The following is a 20,227-nucleotide window of genomic DNA, read 5'->3' on the forward strand; positions in this document are numbered from 1 at the left end:
CTTCAGCCCCGTGCTTCATTTCGCCACCTTCAAACGCCAGTTGCCGATCAGGTTGAACGGCGCCCAATAGAACGGATGCGAGGTTTCCGGATTGGCCATCACCGTGCGCTGCGCGTCGCGCATCGCGTCCTGCACTTCCTCGCCCTTGGCCAGGTCGGCGTACAGCGTGGTCATCAGCTTCTCGGTGGCGGCGTCGGACACCGGCCACAGCGACGCCAGCAAGGTCGAGGTGCCCGCGGACAGGAAGGAACGGGTGAAGCCCAGCACCTCGTCGCCGTTGTCGACCCGGCCCAGCCCGGATTCGCAGGCGGACAGCGCGATCATCGCGACGTTGCCCAGGTCCATGCCCAACACGTCCTTCGCCTCCAGGTAGTTCGGCTGGCCGTGCTCGTCCGCCAGCAGCACCTTGGAATGCAGCGGGTCGAGGGTATCGGCCATCGCGTGCGCGGCGATGTGCACCAGCCGCGACTGCGGCGCGTTGGCGGTGAAGTTGGTCTTGTTCGCCTCGTCCTTGAAGAACAGCTTCGCGCCCGGGAACTGCTGCGACAGCTCGTGCACTTCGCGCTCCGCGCCGGGCAGCGGATCGGCCACGTTCGGGTCGATGGTCGGGTTGCCGAAGGCCAGCAGCTGCGCGGCCACGGTCGGCGTGCGTTCGGCCAGCCGCGCGGCGATGCTGATCGACGGCGCGATCGAGATCGGGTTGCGCTCGATCAGGTACTTCCCGTCCAGGCGCAGCGCCTGGAACGGCAGGTAATGCAGCGGCCCGTGCGGGATGATCACGATGCGCTTGCCGGCCTCGATCCCCAGCGGCGCCAGCAGCAACTGGCCGATCTGGTCGCCGATCTTCGCGGCGTTCGGGTTGAGCTTGATTAGCGCGTCGCGATAGGCGTCCACCAGCCGCGCCAGGTCGTCTCGCTTCAGCGCGACCGGGAACGCGGCCTCGCGCACGCCGTCGCTGGACAGCACCCAGGCCATCAGCCGGTCCGGCAATGCGTGGTAGGCCACCACCACTTCGTCCGGCTGCAACATCTTCTGCAGGCTGGCCGCATCCAGCGCCTTGCCGGCATCGCCCTTCAGTTCGGCGCGCCCGGCCACCGCGTCCAGCAAGGCGCGCGAACGGCTGCGCTCGCTGATGTCGAAGGCCAGCGCCGGCTGCCCCAGCTTGCTGTGCATGCGGATGGCGCGCTCGAACACGTTCTGCAGGTCCGAGAACAGGCCCATCTTGAATTCGTCGCTGCGGAACTGCGAGCGCGCCCGGTCGAACACGTCGATGGCCTGGTCCAGCGATTTCGCCGCATCGGCCTCGTCGCCCAGCGCCGCCTGGCTCTTGGACATGCCATCCAGCGCCCAGGCGCGATAGAAGTCCTCGTCGCCGTCCGCCGGCGCGTTGGCCAGCGCCTGGTACAGGGCCAGCGCCTCGGCCGGCTTGTTCTCCGCCAGCAACAGGCGGCCGCGGGTGCGTTGCAGTTGCGCGCGCTGCCGGGCATCGGCGGGTTCGGCGAGGCCGTCCAGCGTGCTGCGCGCGCGCGCCAGGTCGCCGGACAGGATCAGCGCATTCGCCAGCGACGCATCCACCAGCGGGCGGAACCGGTCGGAACTGCCCCGTTGCGCCTCTTCGTAGCTGGCGATGGCTTCGTCGTAGCGGCCCTGCCGCGTGCGCACGTCGCCGATCACCTTGCGCGCCGGCCCATCGACCTGGGTCGGGTTCAGGCCGGGATATTTCAGCGCGAGATCGGCGAACTGCTCGGCGCGTTCGAGCTGGCCGGCGTAGTTGAAGGCGATGGCGAGGTCGCGATAGGCCTTGCCCAGCAGGTCCTTGTTGCCGGTCTGCAAGGCGATGTGCAGCGCCTTGCTGGCGGCGCGCGCGCTCTCGCGGAATTCGCCCTTCTCCGCCAGTTCCACCGCCTGGCTGCAATAGGCGTAGCCGTCCAGCTTCACCGCCTCGCGTTCGTACAGGGCCGCGCCATCGGCGGCCAGCGACAAGGCGGTGTCGGCGTCGTCCAGCCGGCCGATCGCCGCCAGCGCGGCGCGCGCCTCGGTGCCGGCATCGTCGGCCTGCGCCGCTGCCGGTGCGGCGGCGGACGGCGCTTGCGGCGCGGGCGCAGTCTGCGCGGGCTCCTGTTGTTCCTGTCCCGCCTCGGGCGCGCAGGACGCCCAGGCGGGCGACGAGAAGACAATCGATGCCAGCAGCAGCGGCACGAAACGGAAGGCGGACGGCGCGACGCGAGGCATGCGGTGTGCTCCCCAGACATGACCGGACGCAGGCGGAAGGCCTGCATGTAGGTCCAACGGAGTCTAGGAAGCGCACGGGACATGGCCCATTCGCGGTAAGGCATAGTCCGTTTTGGCTAGGCGCGCGTGTCCGGAAAGCGCGCCGCAGCCCGTATGCAGGCTATAGGAAGCCCTGTTCAGCCACGTGAGGCATCAACGCGGATGCCGCACCTGCCCCGTGCCCCGCACCACGAAACGCTCGATGGTCAGCGATTCCACGCCCATCGGCCCGTAGGCGTGCAGGCGCGTGGTGGAGATGCCGATCTCCGCGCCGAGGCCAAGCTGGCCGCCGTCGTTGAAGCGCGAAGAGGCGTTGACCATCACCGCCGAGCTGCGGATGGCGCGGACGAAGGCGTCCGCCGCGGCCGGGTCTTCGGTGGCGATCACCTCGGTATGGTCGGAGCCGTGGCGGCGGATGTGCGCGATCGCCTCGTCCAGCGAATCGACCACGCGCGCGGCGATGACGAGGTCGAGGAATTCGGCCGCGTAGTCGTCTTCCGTCGCCGCCAGCGCGCCCGCATCGAACGCGCGCGTCACCGCGTCGCCGCGCACCTCGACGCCGCGCGCATGCAGTTCCGCCAGCGCGCGCGGCAGGAAGGCCGCGGCGATGTCGCGATGCACCAGCACGGTCTCCAGCGCGTTGCACACGCCCGGCCGCGAGGCCTTGCCGTCGATCAGCAGGCCGATGGCGGTGTCGATGCCGGCGGCGCGGTCCACGTACAGATGGCAAACGCCCTTGTAGTGCTTGATCACCGGCACCCGCGCGTGTTCGGCGACGAAGCGGATCAGGCTCTCGCCGCCGCGCGGGATGGCGAGGTCGATGAGATCGGCCAGTTGCAGCAGTTCCAGCACGTGCTCGCGGGCGGTGTCGGCGACCAGCGACACCGCCGCTTCCGGCAAGCCGAGCTCACGCAGCGCCGCGTGCAGGCAGGCGGCGATCGCGGCATTGCTGCGCGCCGCCTCGGAACCGCCGCGCAGCAGCACCGCATTGCCGGCCTTCAGGCACAGCGCCGCAGCCTCGGCGGTCACGTTCGGGCGCGCCTCGTAGATCATCGCCACCAACCCCAGCGGGATGCGCTGGCGTTCGACCACGATGCCGTTCGGCCGCACTTCGCGACGCGTCACTTCGCCCAATGGATCCGCCTGCGCGGCGACCTCGCGCAAGGCCTCGGCCATGCCCTGCACGCGTTCCGGGTCCAATCCGAGGCGATCCAGCGTGGCCTTGCTGGCGCCGTTGGCGGCGGCCTGCGCAAGATCGTCGGCATTCGCGGCCAGGATCGCGGCCTGTCCGGCGCGCAACTGCTCGGCCATCGACTGCAGCAGGCGGCGGCGGGTCGCGCCATCGGCCGATGCGATCGCCGCCTGCGCGTCGCGCGCCGCCACTGCCAGTCCGCGCACGTAGCTCATGCCGTCGCCTCGTTGTGGGTGTCGATGTGCTGGAGCAGCACCAGGTCGTCGCGATGGACCATCGCCTCGTCGTAGCGGAAGCCGAGGATGGCCTCGATGTCGCGGCTGTGGCGGCCGGCGATGCGCGCGCTTTCGCCGGCGTTGTACTGCGCCTGCCCGCGCGCCAGCAGCGTGCCGTCGGCGGCGCGCACCTCGACCACGTCGCCGCGGCGGAAATCGCCGTCCACCCTGCGCACGCCACCGGGCAGCAACGAAGCGCCGCGCAGCAGCGCCGCCTGGGCGCCGGCGTCCACCTCCAGCGTGCCCGTGGCCGGCGCATGCCGCAGCCACTGCTTGCGCGCGCTGATCCGGTTGCCATGCGCGGCGATGAAGGTGCCGTGCAACCTGCCCTGCCCCAGCGCGGCGACGGTCGCCGCATCGCGCCCGCAGAACAGCGCGGTGGCGATGCCCGCCGCCGAGGCCTTGGACGCGGCTTCCAGCTTGGTGCGCATGCCGCCGGTGCCGAGCACGCCAGCATCGCCGGCCACCGCGAGCAGCGCCGGCGTGACCGCATCGACGCGTTCGATCGGCCGCGCGGCGGGATCGTGCAGCGGATGCCCGCTGTACAGGCCTGCGATGTCGGTGGCGATCAGCAGCAGGTCGGCCTCCACCAGCGAGGCAACCGCGGCGGCCAGGTTGTCGTTGTCGCCCAGCTTGAGTTCGTCGACGGCGACGGTGTCGTTCTCGTTGACCACCGGCAATGCACCCAGCCGCAGCAGTTCCTGCAGCGCGGTGCGCGCATTGAGGTAGCGCCGGCGGTTGCGCAGGTCGTCATGGGTCAGCAGCACCTGCGCCACCGGCGCTGCGAACAAAGCCTGCCAGAACCCCATCAGCGACGCCTGCCCAAGCGCGGCCAGGGCCTGGCGCTGGACGATGCCGTTGCCCGCCGCGCCGATGCGCCCGCGCCCCGCGGCGACCGCGCCGGACGAGACCAGCACGACCTCGCGGCCCTGCGCGCGCGACGCGGCGATGAAGTCCGCCAACCCGCGCGCATGCAAAGGATCGAGCCCGCCGGCGCCGGCCAGCAGGCTGCTGCCGACCTTCAGCACCGCGCGACGCCAGTGGGGCAACGATTGCGGCGCGAAGTCGGCCATGGCTCAGCCCAATGCCTGCAAGCGCGTGCGCAATTCGTCCAGGCGCAAATCGGCGGCTGCGCCGGGCGATGTGCGCGCCGCGAGCGAGTCTTCCGGCGTGCGGCCCTGCCCTGCGCTGTCGGCGGACGCGGCGGCGGCCTTGTAGGCCTCGCGGAACGGCACACCGGCGATGGCGGCTTCCACCGCGACATCGGTGGCGTACATGCCCGAATCGATGGCGGCACGGATGCGGCCTTCGCGCCATTCCAGGTTGGCCAGCAGGGCCGGCAACAGTTCCAGCGCGGCCAGACCGCGGCCGAAGCCGTGGAAGATCGCGCCCTTGCTGGCCTGCAGGTCGCGCTGGTAGCCGGACGGCAGCGACAGCAATTGCTCGATCTCGGTGCGCGCCGCGGCCACGCTGGCATGGGTCGCGCGCATCAGCTCGATCACGTCCGGGTTGCGCTTGTTCGGCATGATCGAACTGCCGGTGGTGTATTGCGCCGGCAAGGCGACGAAACCGAACTCCGCAGTGGTGTACAGCGACAGGTCCCAGGCCAGGCGCCGCAGGTCCAGCGTGGCGCTGCCCAGCGCTTCCAGCGCCGCCAGTTCGAACTTGCCGCGCGAAAGCTGCGCGTAGATCGGCGAGACCTGCATGCGCGCGAAACCGAGCGCTTGCGTGGTGTGCTCGCGATCCAGTTTCAGGTTCACGCCGTAGCCCGCGGCAGTGCCGAGCGGATTGGCATCGACCAGCTTCAGCGTGTCGGCGGCGCGGATCGCATCGTCGATGAAGGCCTCGGCCCAGCCCGCCCACCACATGCCCGCCGACGACACCACGGCGCGCTGGATATGCGTGTAGCCGGGGATCGGCAGGTTCGTTTCGGCCTCGGCGCGATCCAGCGCGACCTTGGCGATCTCGCGGCTCAGTTCCGCCACGCGCGCCAGCTTTTCCTTCAGCCACAGGCGGGTGGCGACCAGCACCTGGTCGTTGCGGCTGCGGCCGGTGTGGATCTTGCGGCCGGCATCGCCCAGGCGTTCGGTCAGGCGCGCCTCGATGGCGGAATGGCCGTCCTCGTAGCGCTCGTCCAGCACGAAACTGCCGTTGCGGAAATCCTCGGCCAGCACCGCCAGCTCGCGCTTCAACCCATCCAGCTCATCGACGCTGAGGATGCCGATCCGCTGCAGGCCTTCGGCATGCGCCGCGCTCGCGGCGATGTCGTGCAGGAAGAATTCGCGATCCAGCAGCACGTCGTCGCCGGCCAGGAAGGCCTGGATCTGCGCGTCCACCGCCACGCCGGGCTTTTGCCAAAGCAAGTCGCTCATGCTGCATCTTCCATCGGAATACCGGCGAACTCGTCAAAACCAAACGCCATGTTGAGATTCTGCAGCGCCTGGGTGGCGGCGCCCTTGAGCAGGTTGTCCTCGGTCGCGACCACCACCAGGCGCTTGCCGTCGCCGCCCAGGGTGAAGCCGCCAAGATCGACATGGTGCGCGCCGGCGATGCGGCTGACCCATGGCGCATCGTCCTGCACGCGCACCAGCGGCTCATCGGCATAGCGGCCGCGGTAGCGCGCCAGCACCTCGTCCATGTCGAAGGGAATCGACAGGTGCAGGTTGGCGGTGATGGTCAGGCCGCGGAAATGCGGTGCGACATGCGGCATGAACTCGATGGGATGGCCAAGCTGCTTCGACACTTCGCGCTCGTGCACATGGCCGGTCAGCGCATACGGCATCAGGTTGTCGCGCAGCAGTTCGACGTTGTTCTTGTCGCTGGGCGTGGTGCCGGCGCCGGAATACCCGGACACGCCGAAGCACTGCACCGGCCCGTCCAGCACGCCCAGCATCGGCGCGATCGCCAGCTGCATCGCGGTGGCGTAGCAGCCGGGATTGCTGATCCGGCGCTGGCCCGCGTATTGCGCGCGGGTCAGTTCCGGCAGGCCGTAGTACCAGGACGGATCGAAGCGGTAGTCGGCGGAAAGATCCAGGATCACCGCGTCGGCGCCGGCATCGTCGAACTGCTGGACGATGTGCGCGGCCTTGCCGTTCGGCAACGCCAGCACCACCGCGTCGGCACCGAGTTCCGGCAAGTCTTCGTAGGCGGGCGAGGTGTAATGCACATCGCCGCCGTAGCCGTCGATGTGGGCGGACACGGGCTGCCCCACCAGCTCGCGCGAGGTGACATAGGCCAGCTCGAACTGCGGATGCGCCGCCAGCAGGCGGATCAATTCGCCGCCCACATGTCCGCGGGCTCCGACGATGCCGATGCGCAAGATGCTCAAGCCGGTTCCTCCAGGGTGGCCGGGCGCGCCTCGCAGGTGCGCACGTAGCGTTCGATCAGGTCGAAGCCCGCCGGCCCGTACCAGTACACCTTCCACTTGTCCTGCTTGATGCAGCCGTCGGATTCGGCGTAGTAGAACGGGTTCACCGGATTGCCGTGGCGCGAGCGCCAGAACAGCGTGGGGTTCTGCTCGCGCATCACCTGCCAAACCGCGCGGCCCAGGCCTTCGCCCTGCGCCTCGTCCAGCACCGCGAACTTGTCGAGATAGATGCCGGCGTCTTCCTTGGTCAGGATCACCGCCGCGCGGTAGTTCTCGCTGACGTAGGCGCGATGCAGCGTGGTGGTCTCGAAGTAATCGGGCAGCAGCTTGCGCCCGAACGCGGACTCGATCAGCCCGCGCAGGCGCGGCAGGTCGAAGGCGCTCCAGTCGGCGGCTTCCAGCACGCGCTCGCCGCGCCGCACCAGCGTGCCCGAACCTTTGTGGGTGAACAGTTCCTTGGCCAGTTCCGCCGGCTTGGTGATCGACACCGACGAGGCCAGCGGCAAGCCATCCAGCAGATCCTTGATCTGCTCGATCTTCACCCGCATGCCGCCTTCGATCCACGGCTGCTGCATCAGGTGCTCGTATTCGGTGGACAGGTTGATCGAATCGATCACCTTGCCGTCGGCATCCAGCAGGCCGCCGGTGCCGGTCAGGAACACGATCTTGTACGGCTGCAGCACCTGCACCAGTTCGTTGGCGGCGAAGTCGGCGTTGACGTTGAGGATCTGCCCGCCGACGGTTTCACCCAAGGACGCGATCACCGGGATCGAACCGGCCTGCAGGCTGGCCTGGATCGGCGCCAGGTCGACGCGCTTCACTTCGCCGACCAGGCCGTAGCGGTCGCGGTCGAGGTAATCGGCCTCGAACACGCCGGAGACGATGCTGGTCGCGCGCGCGTCGCTGGCCTGCAGCGCTTCCACCAGCTTCAGGTTCTGCGCATGGAACACGCGGCGGACGATGGCCAGCGCTTCCGGCGAGGTCACCCGCAGGCCGTCGATGGTCTGCTTGACGATGCCGGCGGCGGACAGCTCCGCATCCAGCTGCGGGCCGGCGCCGTGGATGACGATGGGGGTCAGGCCCACGTCCTGCAGGAAGGCCAGCGAGGACACCAGCGCGTCGAGGTCGTCGCGCAGCACCGCGCCGCCGACCTTGACCACCGCGAAGCGCGCCGCATCCAGCTGCGAGAAGCGCTTGAGGTACTGGTTGATTTCCTTGGCGCTGCCCATGCTCGACAGCAGCCGCACGATGGTCTGGCGGGTCTGCGGATCGTGGATGGCATTCGAGGTCAACATCGGCGTCACGGCGTGGTGGTTCCAGACATATTGTTTTGAAGCAGGCGGGTGATGGTGCCGGCGTAACGCTGCAGTTGTTCCAGCGTGACGAATTCGTCGGCGGTGTGGGCCTGGGCGATGTCGCCCGGCCCGTACACGAGCGCGGTCATGCCCGCCTGCGAGAACAGCGAGGCTTCGGTCCAGAAATCGACGGCATTGCCGATCGGCAGGCCGAGTTCGTCGGCGAGGTCGCGCGCGGCCAGGCGGCGTTCTTCCGCGGAGGCGGTGTCGCCGGCCGGCAGCGAGGGACCGCGGAAGGTTTCCTCGTAGCGTTCCAGCGCGCCGGCGGCGGCGCAGGCGCCGAAACGCAGGTGCAGCGCGTCGATGTCGTGCGACGGCAGCGGACGGAAGCCGAAGCGCACTTCCGCACTCGGCGCGATCATGTTGGCCTTGATCCCGCCCTCGACCTTGCCGATGTTGAAGCGCAGTCCGCTCAGGCCGCCGAAGCGCGAAGCCGCCTCGGCCTCGACCAGGTCCAGTGCCTGGCCGCCCCAGCGCATCGCCTGGTGCAGCGCATTCGCGCTCAGCGCATGCGCACCGGACGCATGCCCGGCCTCGCCCTTGAACTTCATCAGCACCGAGCTGATCCCGCGATGCGCCAGCACCGCCTCGCAGCGCGTGGGCTCGGCGATGATCGCCTCGGAAAACCCGTGGTCGCCGGCGAGGAAGCCGGCGATGCAGCGCGGGTCGTTGGCTTCCTCGTCGGAGGAGAACAGGAACGCGGCATCGCCCTGGGTGGCGTTGGCGGCCGCGATCAGGCCCGCCGCCGCGCCCTTGATGTCGCAAACGCCCAGGCCGACCACGCGATCCTCGAAGCGGCGCATCACATGCGGATCGGCCGTCCACGCTTCCGACGACGGCACCGTGTCGAGGTGCACGTTGAACACGCGCGTCGGCTTGCCGCGCACGGCGAACAGCGAGACCGCGCCTTCGCCATGGTCGACGACCTCGATCTTGAAGTCCGGAAGCTGCGCGCGGATGTAGTCGAAGATCCCGCCGGTGCCGATCAGGCGCGGCGGGTTGCGGGTGTCGAACGACACCAGCGCCTCGAGATGGCGGAGGACGGCATCCAGCATCTCAGCCATTCCCGCCTTCGCCATTGACCTGCGCCCACAGCGTGCTGCTCATGCCGAACAGCTTGATGAAGCCCTCGGCCTCTTCCACGCCCCAGTCGGCGGACTGCGCGTAGGTCGCGCCCTTGGAATTCAGGATGTGCGGCGAACGCACCGCCACCGCATCGACGCGGCCACCGGTGGTGCGCAACAGCACCTCGCCGTTGACCATGCGCTGCGACGAGGCGAGGAAAGCTTCCAGATCCGTCTTCAGCGGATCGTGGAAGAAGCCCTCGTACACCAGCTCCACCCACTTGCGCGCCACGTCCGGCTTGAAGCGGTTCTGCTGCTTGCTGAGCACCGCTTCCTCCAGCGCGCGATGCGCGGTGAGCAGCGCGACCAGGCCCGGCGCCTCGTACACGATCCGGCCCTTGAGGCCGATGGTGGTATCGCCGGTGTATAGGCCGCGGCCCACGCCGTACTGCGCGAACATGGTGTTGAGCTTGGCCAGGATCTTCTCGCCGGGCAGTTCGTTGCCATCCAGCGCGACGGCCTCGCCTTCGACGAAGCGCAGGCTGACTTCCAGCGCCTCGGCCGGCCACTGCTCGCGACGCGCGCACCAGCCGCGCGCGCCCTCGCCCGGCGCTTCCCAGCTGTCGATCTCGGCGCCGGACAGGGTCACGCCCAGCAGGTTCTCGTTGATCGTGTACTGCTTCTGCTTGCTGCGCACGCCGAAGCCGCGCTCTTCCAGGTAGGCCTGTTCGTAGGCGCGGGTCTGGGTGTGCTCCTTCTGGATTTCGCGGATCGGCGCGACGATGCGGTAGTCGCCGCTGGCCTTCACCGCCAGGTCGAAACGCACCTGGTCGTTGCCCATGCCGGTGCAGCCGTGGGCGATGGCATTGGTGCCGAGGTCCTTGGCACGCGCCAGGGCGGCATCGACGATCAGGTAGCGGTCGCTGACCAGCAGCGGGTACTGGCCCTGGTAGGCCTCGCCGGCCTGCACGAACGGTTTGACGAAGCCGTTCCAGATCGCCGGGCCGCCATCGACGGTGACATGCGAAGCCACGCCGAGCTCGGCGGCGCGCTGCTCGATATAGGCGCGCTCCTCGGCATCCACGCCGCCGGTGTCGGCGAACACGGTGTGCACGTTCCAGCCGCGCTCCTTCAGGTAGGGCACGCAGAAGCTGGTGTCGAGCCCGCCGGAAAAGGCCAGGACGATGTCGCGGGAGTCGTTGGGATTGCTCATGTAGGGAAAGTTCCGGGGGAATTATTGGGACGCGAGCGCGGCCATGATCGCCTTCTGCACGTGCAGGCGGTTCTCGGCTTCGTCGATGGCGATGCAGTTGGGCGAATCCATCACCGCGTCGGTGGCCTTGACGTTGCGGCGCAGCGGCAGGCAGTGCGAGAACACCCCGTTGTTGGTCAGCGCCATCTTGGCTTCGTCGACGATGAAGTGCTGGTACTGGTCGCGGATGGGCTTTTCCGGCGCCCAGTTGCCGAAGTACGGCAGCGCGCCCCAGCTCTTGGCGTAGACCACGTCGGCGCCGGCATAGGCGGATTGGATATCGTGGCTGATCGCGAACGAGCCGCCGCTTTCGGCGACGTTGTCGTGCGCCCAGCCGATGTAGCGCTCATCGAGCACGTATTCGGGCGTCGGGCACAGCAGGGTCACGTCCATGCCCATGCGGGTGGCGATGGTGAGCGCGGAGTTGGCGACGGCGGTGTTGAGCGGCTTCGGGTGGTAGGTCCAGGTCAGCACGTATTTCTTGCCGCGCAGGTCGGTGGTGCCGAAGTGCTCCTGCAGCGCCAGCACATGCGCCAGTTCCTGGCAGGGATGGGTGATCGTCTCCATGTTGATCACCGGCACCGGCGAATACTTGGCGAACGACTTCAGCACGATGTCCTCGCGGTCGCGCGACCAGTCCACGAACTTCGGGAAGGCGCGCACGCCGATCAGGTCCACGTAGCGGCCCAGCACCTTCGCCACTTCCGCGATGTGCTCCTCGGTATCGCCGTCCATCACCGTGCCGAGGTCGAACTCGATCGGCCAGGCGTCCTTGCCCGGCTGCAGCACCACCGCATGCGCGCCCAGCTGGAACGCGCCCAACTCGAAGCTGGTGCGGGTGCGCATCGACGGGTTGAAGAACACCAGGGCGATGGATCGCCCCTTGAGGTCGTCGCCCAGCTTGCTGCGCTTGAACATGGCGGCGCGCGCCAGCAGCGCGTCGAGATCGGCGCGGCTCCAGTCCTGCGTGTTGAGGAAGTGTTTCATCGTCGATCCCGGTTCCTGAAAGCCAAAACGAAAAAACCCAGCGCGAGGGCTGGGTTCGGAAGAATGCTGCAACAGTGTTGCGCTCCGGCTACCCAGCGAATGAGGTGTCCGGTCGGCGCGCGCGCGAGGTCATGCCGGAGGCCATCCGGGCGGCGTCAGCGTGGCGCGTGGCGAGGTGGGCGTGCATCAGGCGCGGATGCTCGCATGCCGCGCTGCAGCATGCAAGGGTTTCGAGGCCGCTCAGGGCTCCGCCATCGGCTGCGGGGTGATCGAGACGCGCACGCGCAGGCGATTGCCGGGGTCCTGCGCCAGCCGGGTGCGGAATTTGCTGCCCTTGTAGACGTAGTCCACATCGAAGGCGATCGGGCGGCGATATTCGCGCACCACCGGCGCCATCCGGCAATTGCTCAGGCCCGCCTCGCGCTCTTCCCTGGTGGTGGTGCCGGTGAGCCGGTCCTTGACCGCGCTGACCACCTTCGACAGGCCGCCGCCGGATGGTTGCCTGGTATCGCAGACCCGCTCCATCCGCGTGGCGCGCAGGGTCTGGTAGATCGGGTTGACCTCCAGCACCTGGGCATAGTCGAAGCGCACGTTTTCCTGCGGCACCACGGTCTCGCGGCCGGCATCCTGCGCCTGCGCGACAGGCGCGGCCAGCAGGCCGGCGAGGGAAAGGCAAAGGCAGCGGAAGGCGAGACGCAACATGGCCACAAGTCTATCGGTGCGGCGTCGACGGCGGATGAATCGCCGCTGTGCGGCCCGCTACAATGCGTGACCCCACGCGCGTGACGCCATGAACCGGTCCTTGAACAGGTTACACCTCTACAACACCCTGTCGCGGCGGGTCGAGCCGTTCGCGCCGCTCGATCCCGCCTGCCCGACCATGTACGTCTGCGGGCCCACGGTCTACAACTACGTGCACATCGGCAATGCGCGCGGGCCGGTGGTGTTCGGCGTGCTCGCCGCGCTGCTGCGGCGGCGCTACGGCGGCCTGCGCTATGCGCGCAACATCACCGACGTCGACGACAAGATCAACGCGGCGGCAAGGGAGCTGGGCGCGCCGATCTCCGCGATCACCGACAAGTACGCCGCCGCCTACCGCGAGGACATGGCCGCATTGGGCGTCGACGGCGAATTCGCGCCCGACATCGAGCCCGCCGCGACCGCGCACATGCCGCAGATGATCGCGATGATCGAACGGCTGATCGCCGACGGCCATGCCTATGCCGCGGAAGGCCATGTGCTGTTCGCGGTGGCCAGTTTCGACGGCTACGGCAAGCTCTCGCGCCGCGACCCCGAGGACATGCTGGCCGGCGCGCGGGTGGAAGTGGCGCCGTACAAGCGCGACGCCGGCGACTTCGTGCTGTGGAAGCCCTCGACCGACGACCTGCCCGGCTGGGATTCGCCCTGGGGCCGCGGCCGCCCGGGCTGGCACATCGAATGCTCGGCGATGGCCGAGGCGCACCTCGGCCCGACCATCGACATCCACGCCGGCGGCATCGACCTGCAGTTCCCGCACCACGAAAACGAAGTGGCGCAGAGCGAATGCGCGCACGGCGGCCAGGTGTTCGCGCGCTGGTGGCTGCACAACGGCATGCTCAACTTCGGCGGCGCCAAGATGAGCAAGTCGGTCGGCAACATCGAGCGCATCCACGACCTGGTGCGCGCGCACCCGCCGGAAGCGCTGCGCTATGCCCTGCTCTCCGCGCAGTACCGGCAGCCGCTGGAATGGTCGGACGGGTTGATCGAGCAATCGGTGCGCACCCTGGACCGGCTGTACGGGACGCTGCGCGACCTCGCCGATGTGCAAGCCGAGCCGGAGATCCCGGCGAGCATCGAAGCCGCGCTGGACGACGACCTCAACACGCCGGCCGCGCTGGCCGAGGTCGCCCGCATCGCCGGCGAAGCGCGCAAGGCGGCATCGAGCGGGGAAAAGGCCGCGTTGAAGTCGCAGTTGCTGGGCGCAGGCCGCGTCCTCGGCCTGCTGCAGCAGGCGCCGGCCGCGTGGTTCGCGCGCGGCGCTTCGAACGAGCAGGATGCGCGCATCCAGGCGCTGATCGACGAACGCATCGAAGCGAAGCAGTCGCGCGATTTCGCCCGCGCCGACGCCATCCGCCAACAGCTGGCCGAGCAAGGCATCCTGCTGGAAGACACGCCGCAGGGCGTGCGCTGGAAACGCGCATGAACGACACCGTGTTCCCGCTCGAAGCCACCCCCGCCGAAGCGCAGGCCGCGATCGCCGAAGAGTTCGCGTTCTTCGGCGACTGGTCGGAGCGCTACCAGTACCTGATCGACCTGGGCCGCAAGCTGCCGCCGTTCCCGGACGACTGGAAGACCGAGCAACACCGCCTGCTCGGCTGCCAGTCGATGGTCTGGATCGTGCCCTCGGGCGATGCCGCGAAACTCGATTTCGCCGCCGCCAGCGATTCGGCCATCGTCTCCGGCCTGGTGTTCCTCGCCCTGCGCGTCTATTCCGGGCGCAGCGCCGGCGACATCCTCGCCACCGAGCCGGACTACATCGCGAAGATCGGCCTGGCCAAGCACCTGTCGCCGACCCGCAGCAACGGCCTGGCCGCGCTGCTGGCCTTCATCCGCGACCACGCCAGGGCCCAGCTCCCGGCATGAGCGAAACCGCCCGGTCGCCGCTGCAGGGCCCGGGTTTCCGCTGGCTGCTGCTGTACCGCATCTGCACCCTGCTCTCCTACCAGATCGTCGCGGTGACGGTCGGCTGGCATGTGTACGAACTGACCCGCGACCCCTGGTCGCTGGGCCTGATCGGGCTGGCGGAAGTGATCCCGTTCTTCTGCGTGGCGCCGTTCTCCGGCTACCTGGTCGACCACCTGCCGCGGCGCAAGCTGGGTGCGGCCGCCTGCTGCGTGCTGGCCGCGAACGCCGCGGTGCTGGCGCTGATCGCGACCGGCAGGCTGCCGATCGACGGCACCTGGCCGATCTATGCCGCGATCGCGGTCGGCGGCATCGGCCGCTCCTTCCTCGGCCCGGTCTACAACGCCCTGTTCGCGCGGGTGCTCAAGCGCGAGCAGTTCGCGCGCGGCGCGGGCATGGGCAGCGTGGTGTTCCAGGCCGGGCTGGTATTGGGCCCGGCGGCCGGCGGCGTGCTGGTCGGGGCCGCCGGCAAGTCGGCGGCGTATGCGCTGGCGGCCGGGTTCGCCATCGCCGCCGCGCTGGCGCTGCTGCGGATGCCGGTCACCGAACCCGCGCCGCAACTGCAGCGCGGCCCGGTATTCGCCAGCATCGGCGAGGGCCTGCGCTTCGTGTTCGGCCACCAGGTGCTGCTCGCCGCGCTGGCGCTGGACATGTTCGCGGTGCTGTTCGGCGGCGCGATCTCGCTGGCCCCGGCCTTCATCAAGGACGTGCTGCATGCGGGCCCGGAAGCGCTGGGCATCCTGCGCGGCGCGCCGGCGCTGGGCTCGGTGGCGGTGGCGGTGTGGCTGTCGCGCCGCCCGCTGCAGGCCAATGCCGGGCGCATCCTGCTCGGCGCGGTGGTCGGCTTCGGCGCCTGCATGGTCGGCTTCGGGCTGAGCCAGCTGTTCTGGCTGTCGGCCTTCTTCCTGCTGCTGTCCGGCGTGTTCGACGGCGTCTCGGTGGTGCTGCGCTCGACCATCCTGCAGCTGTCCACCCCCGACGACATGCGCGGACGGGTGTCCTCGGTCAACAGCATCTTCATCAGCTCGTCGAACGAACTCGGCGCGTTCTACTCCGGCGCGATGGCGCGGCTGCTCGGACTGGTGCCCAGCGTGGTGCTGGGCGGCTTCGTGACCATGGGCGTGGTCGCCGCCACCGCGTGGCGGGCGCCGAAGCTGCGCCAGCTCGACCTGCGCGACATCCAGTAAAGAAAAACCCCGCCGAGGCGGGGTTTTTCGAACCGGGCAACGACCGATCTCAGTCGCCCATCTGCTTCTGCAGGTGTTCCCAGCGCTCCTGCGCATCGATCGTGCGCTCCGCCTGCGGGCGCGCCTCGAGGCGATCCAGGCCGATTTCCTCGCCGGTATCCACGCAGTAGCCGTAATCGCCGCCATCGACGCGCTTCAGCGTGCTGTCGATCTTGCCGATCAGCTTGCGGTAGCGGTCGCGGGTGCGCAGTTCCAGCGCGTTCTCGGTCTCGCGGCTGGCGCGTTCGGCTTCGTCGCCGACGTCGCGCACTTCTTCCTTGAGGTTCTCGATGGTCTGCTTGGATTCCTCGACCAGCTCGGCGCGGCGCGACAGCAGCTTCTGGCGGAAATACTCCAGCTGCAGCGCGCTCATGTACTCCTCGTCCGCGCCGGGCTTGTAGCCGGGCGGGACGATGGGACGGCCGCTGGCTTCGTCGGTCTGGTACGGCACGACCTTGTACTTGCCCTTCGGCACCGGCGCGGACGGCTTGGCGGCGACCGCCACCGCGACCTTGCCCGGCTTGCGCGGGACGGTGACCGGCGATGCGGGATTGGCCGCCAGCGCGGCCTTGACGCCGCTGGCGTTCGGCAGCGGATCGACCGGCGACTTGGCGGGCTTCTTCGCGGCGACGGGCTTCGTCGTCGTTGCCGGGGCCGGCTTCGCGGGCGCCGGGGCCGGCTTGGCAGCGGGCTTGGCGGCAACCGGCTTCGCGACCGGCTTCGCCGCCGGGGCCGGCTTCTTCGCAACCACGGCTTTCTTGGCCGGCGCGGGCTTGGCGGCCGGCTTCCGGGCCGCGGCCGCCTTCTTCGCAACGGGCTTCTTGGCCGGCGCGGCCTTCTTCGCCACCGGCTTCTTGGCCGGCGCGGGCTTCTTGGTTGCGGGCTTTGCGGCCTTCTTGGCCACGGGCTTCTTCGCGGGCGCCTTGGCGGCGGGCTTCTTGGCCGGCTTGGCGGCCTTCTTCACGGGTTTCTTCGCTGCCACGAGCAGGTATTCCTCGATGTTCCCTTGAGACGGGAAAGCGCGCTGTTATACCCTGATGGGCACACAGCGGCAACCGCGGCAGACTGCGCCGCACCGCGTTCAAGGCTCGTGATCGACCCATCCTTCACCAGTACCGCGCTGATCGCGCTGTTGCGCGGCTACAAGCGCTGGATCAGCCCCCTGCTCGGCACCCGTTGCCGGTTCGTGCCCAGCTGTTCGGAATATGCGATGCAGGCGATCGGCCGGTTCGGCACACTCAAGGGCAGCTGGCTGGCGGTCCGCCGCATCGGCCGCTGCCATCCCCTGCACCCCGGCGGGCACGACCCGATTCCGCCCAACTAGAAGCTGGCCCGCCAAGGAACCGACATGACTTCGACCCTGATCGTCAACGCCCGCCTGGTCAACGAGGGCCGCGAATTCGACGGCGACCTGCGTTTCGCCAATGGCCTGATCACCGAGATCGGCAGCGGGCTCACCGCGCGCGAAGGCGAGACCGTGATCGATGCCGCCGGCCGCCGCCTGTTGCCGGGGATGATCGACGACCAGGTCCATTTCCGCGAACCGGGCATGGAATACAAGGCGGACATGGCGATCGAGTCCGCCGCCGCGGTGGCCGGCGGGCTGACCAGCTTCATGGACATGCCGAACACCAATCCGCCGACGCTGAACCGCGATGCGCTCGAAGACAAATACCGCCGCGCCCACGGGCGCTGCCGCGCGAACTACGGCTTCTACATGGGCGCCAGCAACGACAACCTGGCCGATGTCCGCGCCATCGACCCCAAGGCCACCCCGGGCCTGAAGGTGTTCATGGGCGCCTCCACCGGCAACATGCTGGTCGACAACCCGGAAACCCTGGACGCGATCTTCCGCGACACCCCGGTGCCGATCATCACCCATTGCGAAGACACCCCGACCATCAACGCCACCCTCGCCGAATTCCAGGCGAAATACGGCGACGACATCCCGGTGCAATGCCATCCGGACATCCGCTCGCGCGAGGCCTGCATCAAGTCCACCCGGCTGGCGCTGTCGCTGGCGAACAGGCACGGCACCCAGCTGCACGTGCTGCACATCAGCACCGCCGACGAGCTGGCGCTGTTCGAGCAGGGCCCGCTGATCCGCGCCGACGGCAGCCGCAAGCAGATCACCGCCGAGACCTGCGTGCACTTCACCCGCTTCGCCCGCCCGGATTACGACCGCCTCGGCAACCTGATCAAGTGCAACCCGGCGATCAAGGACGAGGCCGACCGCGAGGCGATCATCGACGCACTGGCCGACGACCGCATCGACATCCTCGCCACCGACCACGCGCCGCACACGCTGGAAGAAAAGGCCAAGCCGTACGCGGGCGCGCCGAGCGGCCTGCCGCTGGTGCAGTTCGCGCTGAACGCCGCGCTGGAACTGGTCCACGAAGGCCGCCTGACCACCGCGCAGGTGGTGCAGAAATTCGCGCACGCGCCGGCGCAATTGTTCGATGTCGCGGGCCGCGGCTTCCTGCGCGAAGGCTATGCGGCCGACCTCGTCCTCATCGACGACACCCCGTTCACCGTGCGCCGCGAGGACGTGCTCAGCAAATGCGGCTGGTCGCCGTTCGAGGGCACCACCTTCCACTCGCGGATCGCCGCGACCTGGGTCAACGGCGTACTGGCGTGGGACGGTTCAGCGCTGGTCGGCGAGCCTGCCGGGCAACGCCTGCAATTCGATCGCTGATGCCGCTTCGCCTCCTGCTTGCCCTGCTGCTGTCGGGCTGCGCCACCGTCGCGCCGGCACAGCAGCGCGCGGACACTGCGCTGCCGCCGCCCCCGACCCTGCGCGACCGCGCGGACGTGCTCGGCATCGTGTTCCCGACCGCGGTATCGCAGGGTGCGATGGTGATCGGCAAGGTGCCCGCCGGCAGCCGGGTTCGCTACGGCGGGCGCGATCTGCGGGTCACGCCCTACGGCAGCGTGGTGTTCGGCGTGGGCCGCGATGAAACCGGTCCGCTGCAGGTCGAAGTGACGCCGCCGAACGCGCCTGCGCAGGCGCTCGCGATCGCGGTCACCCCACGCGACTGGCCGATCGAGCAGATCAATGGCGTGCCGCCGGCCACGGTGAACCCACCCAAGGCCATCGCCGAGCGCATCGAGCGCGAGCAGGCGCGCGTGGTCGCGGTGCGCACCCGCGACGACGACCGCACCGGCTTCGCGCAGGCCTTCATCTGGCCGGTGCAGGGCCGCATCAGCGGCCGCTTCGGCAACCAGCGCGTGTACAACGGCACGCCGAAGGCGCCGCATTCGGGCATGGACATCGCCGCCGCCAGCGGCACCCCGGTGAAGGCGCCCGCGGATGGCGTGGTGACCTTCGCCGACGCGGATCTCTACCTCACCGGCGGCACCGTGGTGCTCGACCATGGCCACGGCATCAGCAGCAATTTCCTGCACCTGTCGCGGATCGATGCCAAGGTCGGCGACCTGGTGAAGCAGGGCGACATCATCGGCGCGGTCGGCGCCACCGGTCGCGCGACCGGGCCGCACCTGCACTGGGGCATGAACTGGTTCGATGTGCGCATCGACCCGCTGCTGGTGCTCGAACGCAAATAAGGCGCCCCACGCGTCGATGTCGCAGGCGAGGGGCCCGCTTCGCTAGGCGTTGCGTCCGCTCACGGATGCCACCGCATCGTGCGGATGCAGGCTCTCGTAGTGCGCCACCCGCGCCTGCCATGCGGCGACGCGCGCATCGCCCGCCAGCGCGGCGGCCACGCGGCGCGCGGCGTCCTCGCAGAACATCAGGTTGGCCGCGTTGGCCTCGGCGAAGGCTTGTTCGTCCTCGCGCTTGACCGCGGTCTGCACCGGCGTGCCCAAGGCGGTTTCCACGGCATCGACCAGCGCGTGCAGCGGCAGTTCGTCGAATGCGGGCTTGAGTTCGACCCGCACCTCGGCGCGGCTGCGCTGCGCGTGCGGGGTCGCGGCCAGGCCGCGGTCGGAGGCCAGCCAATCGCGCACCATGTCGTTGGACAGCGGGCGCAGGCCGGCGAAATCCTCGGCGAAACGGGCCGCATTGACCTGCCGCGACAAGGCGGCGGAGGCCGGGCAGGTGCTCGAATATTCGACGGAGAAGCCCATCGACAACTGCAAGTGCCCGTCGCGCAGTTCGGCCTCGACCTCGACCGGGTAGCGCTTCCAGCCCGCGTTGTCGGTGCGCAACGCCTTGCGCAGCAGCAGGTGTTCGTAGCGCAGGCGCAGGCGCGCGCGCGTCGACAGCCCCTGCTGCGAAGCGATGCAGGTCTCCAGCAGGCGCCGCAGCGACGGCGCGCTCAGCGCCTCGTTGGCCAGCGACTGCTGCAGCTGCAGGTACAGGCGCGACATGTGGATGCCGCGTGCGTCGGCATCGCGCAGGTCGACGGCGACGTCGACGCTGGCCGGCACGTGCAGGTCGGGCCCGCCCTCGCCCGCAAGCCGGATCGGCATCGCCATCCCGTCCATGCCCACCCAGTCCAACGGCCGCGCAAGCGCGACCGCGTCCGCGGCGACATCGGGCAATGGAGTTGGGCGTGGGCTGTTGTGCATCGCGGCATTGTACCGGGAGGCGCGTGAGCGCCCCTGCAACGCTGCGT

The 20,227-nt window shown here is 69.2% G+C and carries 18 protein-coding genes; 6 read left to right on the plus strand and 12 right to left on the minus strand.

All coding sequences use genetic code 11. The annotated features are described in order from the left end of the window. Positions 1 to 15 precede the first annotated feature (15 nt). From FHQ07_RS02555 to FHQ07_RS02600, 10 genes are all read right to left on the minus strand, one after another. Entirely contained in the window at positions 16 to 2,232 is a 2,217-nt protein-coding gene (locus FHQ07_RS02555) for a CHAT domain-containing protein (RefSeq protein WP_206202340.1), read from the minus strand. A gap of 192 nt (positions 2,233 to 2,424) precedes the next feature. After that, a complete protein-coding gene (locus FHQ07_RS02560) occupies positions 2,425 to 3,678 on the minus strand; it encodes a glutamate-5-semialdehyde dehydrogenase (protein WP_139715206.1) in 1,254 nt (417 codons plus the stop codon). After that, positions 3,675 to 4,811 carry a glutamate 5-kinase gene (gene proB, locus FHQ07_RS02565; RefSeq protein WP_139715207.1) on the minus strand — a complete coding sequence of 379 codons (1,137 nt, stop codon included), beginning with the start codon at positions 4,809 to 4,811 and terminating at the stop codon, positions 3,675 to 3,677. The genes FHQ07_RS02560 and proB overlap by 4 nt, the downstream gene beginning before the upstream one ends. A 3-nt stretch (positions 4,812 to 4,814) precedes the next feature. Continuing rightward, a complete protein-coding gene (gene argH / locus FHQ07_RS02570) occupies positions 4,815 to 6,110 on the minus strand; it encodes an argininosuccinate lyase (RefSeq protein ID WP_139715208.1) in 1,296 nt (431 codons plus the stop codon). After that, positions 6,107 to 7,066 carry an N-acetyl-gamma-glutamyl-phosphate reductase gene (argC, locus tag FHQ07_RS02575; RefSeq protein ID WP_240703533.1) on the minus strand — a complete coding sequence of 320 codons (960 nt, stop codon included), beginning with the start codon at positions 7,064 to 7,066 and terminating at the stop codon, positions 6,107 to 6,109. Before argC ends, argH begins: the two co-directional genes overlap by 4 nt. Beyond that, positions 7,063 to 8,400: an acetylglutamate kinase gene (locus FHQ07_RS02580; RefSeq protein WP_139717843.1), complete on the minus strand. Its 1,338-nt coding sequence runs from the start codon at positions 8,398 to 8,400 to the stop codon at positions 7,063 to 7,065. Before FHQ07_RS02580 ends, argC begins: the two co-directional genes overlap by 4 nt. A gap of 5 nt (positions 8,401 to 8,405) precedes the next feature. After that, positions 8,406 to 9,524, minus strand: a complete 1,119-nt coding sequence (locus FHQ07_RS02585; RefSeq protein WP_206202341.1) for an acetylornithine deacetylase — start codon at positions 9,522 to 9,524, stop codon at positions 8,406 to 8,408. Further along, positions 9,517 to 10,737, minus strand: coding sequence for an argininosuccinate synthase (locus FHQ07_RS02590; protein WP_139715209.1), 1,221 nt, complete (start codon positions 10,735 to 10,737; stop codon positions 9,517 to 9,519). The genes FHQ07_RS02585 and FHQ07_RS02590 overlap by 8 nt, the downstream gene beginning before the upstream one ends. A gap of 21 nt (positions 10,738 to 10,758) precedes the next feature. After that, positions 10,759 to 11,763: an N-acetylornithine carbamoyltransferase gene (locus FHQ07_RS02595; protein WP_139715210.1), complete on the minus strand. Its 1,005-nt coding sequence runs from the start codon at positions 11,761 to 11,763 to the stop codon at positions 10,759 to 10,761. A gap of 240 nt (positions 11,764 to 12,003) precedes the next feature. Then, entirely contained in the window at positions 12,004 to 12,465 is a 462-nt protein-coding gene (locus FHQ07_RS02600; RefSeq protein ID WP_139715211.1) for a hypothetical protein, read from the minus strand. Between the two features lie 88 nt (positions 12,466 to 12,553). Here FHQ07_RS02600 and cysS point away from each other — a divergent pair, with 88 nt between their 5' ends. Genes cysS through FHQ07_RS02615 form a run of 3 tightly spaced genes read left to right on the plus strand, consistent with a single transcriptional unit; the run spans position 12,554 to position 15,611 of the window. Further along, complete coding sequence (gene cysS, locus FHQ07_RS02605; RefSeq protein ID WP_139715212.1) at positions 12,554 to 13,945, plus strand: cysteine--tRNA ligase; 1,392 nt, start codon at positions 12,554 to 12,556, stop codon at positions 13,943 to 13,945. After that, positions 13,942 to 14,385 carry a SufE family protein gene (locus tag FHQ07_RS02610; RefSeq protein ID WP_139715213.1) on the plus strand — a complete coding sequence of 148 codons (444 nt, stop codon included), beginning with the start codon at positions 13,942 to 13,944 and terminating at the stop codon, positions 14,383 to 14,385. Before cysS ends, FHQ07_RS02610 begins: the two co-directional genes overlap by 4 nt. Further along, positions 14,382 to 15,611, plus strand: coding sequence for an MFS transporter (locus tag FHQ07_RS02615; protein ID WP_139715214.1), 1,230 nt, complete (start codon positions 14,382 to 14,384; stop codon positions 15,609 to 15,611). The genes FHQ07_RS02610 and FHQ07_RS02615 overlap by 4 nt, the downstream gene beginning before the upstream one ends. Before the next feature lie 49 nt (positions 15,612 to 15,660). Here FHQ07_RS02615 and dksA read toward each other — a convergent pair whose 3' ends face one another. Next, positions 15,661 to 16,632, minus strand: coding sequence for an RNA polymerase-binding protein DksA (dksA, locus tag FHQ07_RS02620; protein WP_139715215.1), 972 nt, complete (start codon positions 16,630 to 16,632; stop codon positions 15,661 to 15,663). 108 nt (positions 16,633 to 16,740) lie between these two features. Between dksA and yidD the strand changes: the two genes are divergently transcribed. The 3 genes from yidD to FHQ07_RS02635 are packed head-to-tail and all read left to right on the plus strand — an operon-like array spanning position 16,741 to position 19,214. Beyond that, positions 16,741 to 16,974, plus strand: coding sequence for a membrane protein insertion efficiency factor YidD (gene yidD / locus FHQ07_RS02625; RefSeq protein ID WP_139715216.1), 234 nt, complete (start codon positions 16,741 to 16,743; stop codon positions 16,972 to 16,974). Between the two features lie 24 nt (positions 16,975 to 16,998). Next, complete coding sequence (locus FHQ07_RS02630) at positions 16,999 to 18,345, plus strand: dihydroorotase (protein ID WP_139715217.1); 1,347 nt, start codon at positions 16,999 to 17,001, stop codon at positions 18,343 to 18,345. Continuing rightward, the gene (locus FHQ07_RS02635; RefSeq protein WP_139715218.1) at positions 18,345 to 19,214 is read left to right on the plus strand and encodes a M23 family metallopeptidase; all 870 of its coding nucleotides are present in this window, start codon (positions 18,345 to 18,347) and stop codon (positions 19,212 to 19,214) included. Before FHQ07_RS02630 ends, FHQ07_RS02635 begins: the two co-directional genes overlap by 1 nt. Before the next feature lie 42 nt (positions 19,215 to 19,256). On the opposite strand, the gene folE2 is transcribed toward FHQ07_RS02635, so the two are convergent. Then, on the minus strand, positions 19,257 to 20,180 hold the full coding sequence (gene folE2 / locus FHQ07_RS02640) for a GTP cyclohydrolase FolE2 (RefSeq protein WP_139715219.1): 924 nt from the start codon (positions 20,178 to 20,180) through the stop codon (positions 19,257 to 19,259). Between the last annotated feature and the right edge of the window lie 47 nt (positions 20,181 to 20,227).

The sequence above is a fragment of the Thermomonas aquatica genome (assembly GCF_006337105.1).
GTDB lineage: Bacteria > Pseudomonadota > Gammaproteobacteria > Xanthomonadales > Xanthomonadaceae > Thermomonas > Thermomonas aquatica.

Coding starts and splice junctions, on each gene's coding strand:
- FHQ07_RS02600 (WP_139715211.1), bottom strand. CDS start 12,465: ATGTTGCGTCTCGCCTTCCGCTGCCTTTGCCTTTCCCTCGCCGGCCTG.
- FHQ07_RS02585 (WP_206202341.1), bottom strand. CDS start 9,524: ATGGCTGAGATGCTGGATGCCGTCCTCCGCCATCTCGAGGCGCTGGTG.
- FHQ07_RS02590 (WP_139715209.1), bottom strand. CDS start 10,737: ATGAGCAATCCCAACGACTCCCGCGACATCGTCCTGGCCTTTTCCGGC.
- FHQ07_RS02595 (WP_139715210.1), bottom strand. CDS start 11,763: ATGAAACACTTCCTCAACACGCAGGACTGGAGCCGCGCCGATCTCGAC.
- FHQ07_RS02560 (WP_139715206.1), bottom strand. CDS start 3,678: ATGAGCTACGTGCGCGGACTGGCAGTGGCGGCGCGCGACGCGCAGGCG.
- argH (WP_139715208.1), bottom strand. CDS start 6,110: ATGAGCGACTTGCTTTGGCAAAAGCCCGGCGTGGCGGTGGACGCGCAG.
- FHQ07_RS02635 (WP_139715218.1), top strand. CDS start 18,345: ATGCCGCTTCGCCTCCTGCTTGCCCTGCTGCTGTCGGGCTGCGCCACC.
- FHQ07_RS02610 (WP_139715213.1), top strand. CDS start 13,942: ATGAACGACACCGTGTTCCCGCTCGAAGCCACCCCCGCCGAAGCGCAG.
- FHQ07_RS02615 (WP_139715214.1), top strand. CDS start 14,382: ATGAGCGAAACCGCCCGGTCGCCGCTGCAGGGCCCGGGTTTCCGCTGG.
- FHQ07_RS02555 (WP_206202340.1), bottom strand. CDS start 2,232: ATGCCTCGCGTCGCGCCGTCCGCCTTCCGTTTCGTGCCGCTGCTGCTG.
- folE2 (WP_139715219.1), bottom strand. CDS start 20,180: ATGCACAACAGCCCACGCCCAACTCCATTGCCCGATGTCGCCGCGGAC.
- FHQ07_RS02580 (WP_139717843.1), bottom strand. CDS start 8,400: ATGTTGACCTCGAATGCCATCCACGATCCGCAGACCCGCCAGACCATC.
- proB (WP_139715207.1), bottom strand. CDS start 4,811: ATGGCCGACTTCGCGCCGCAATCGTTGCCCCACTGGCGTCGCGCGGTG.
- cysS (WP_139715212.1), top strand. CDS start 12,554: ATGAACCGGTCCTTGAACAGGTTACACCTCTACAACACCCTGTCGCGG.
- FHQ07_RS02630 (WP_139715217.1), top strand. CDS start 16,999: ATGACTTCGACCCTGATCGTCAACGCCCGCCTGGTCAACGAGGGCCGC.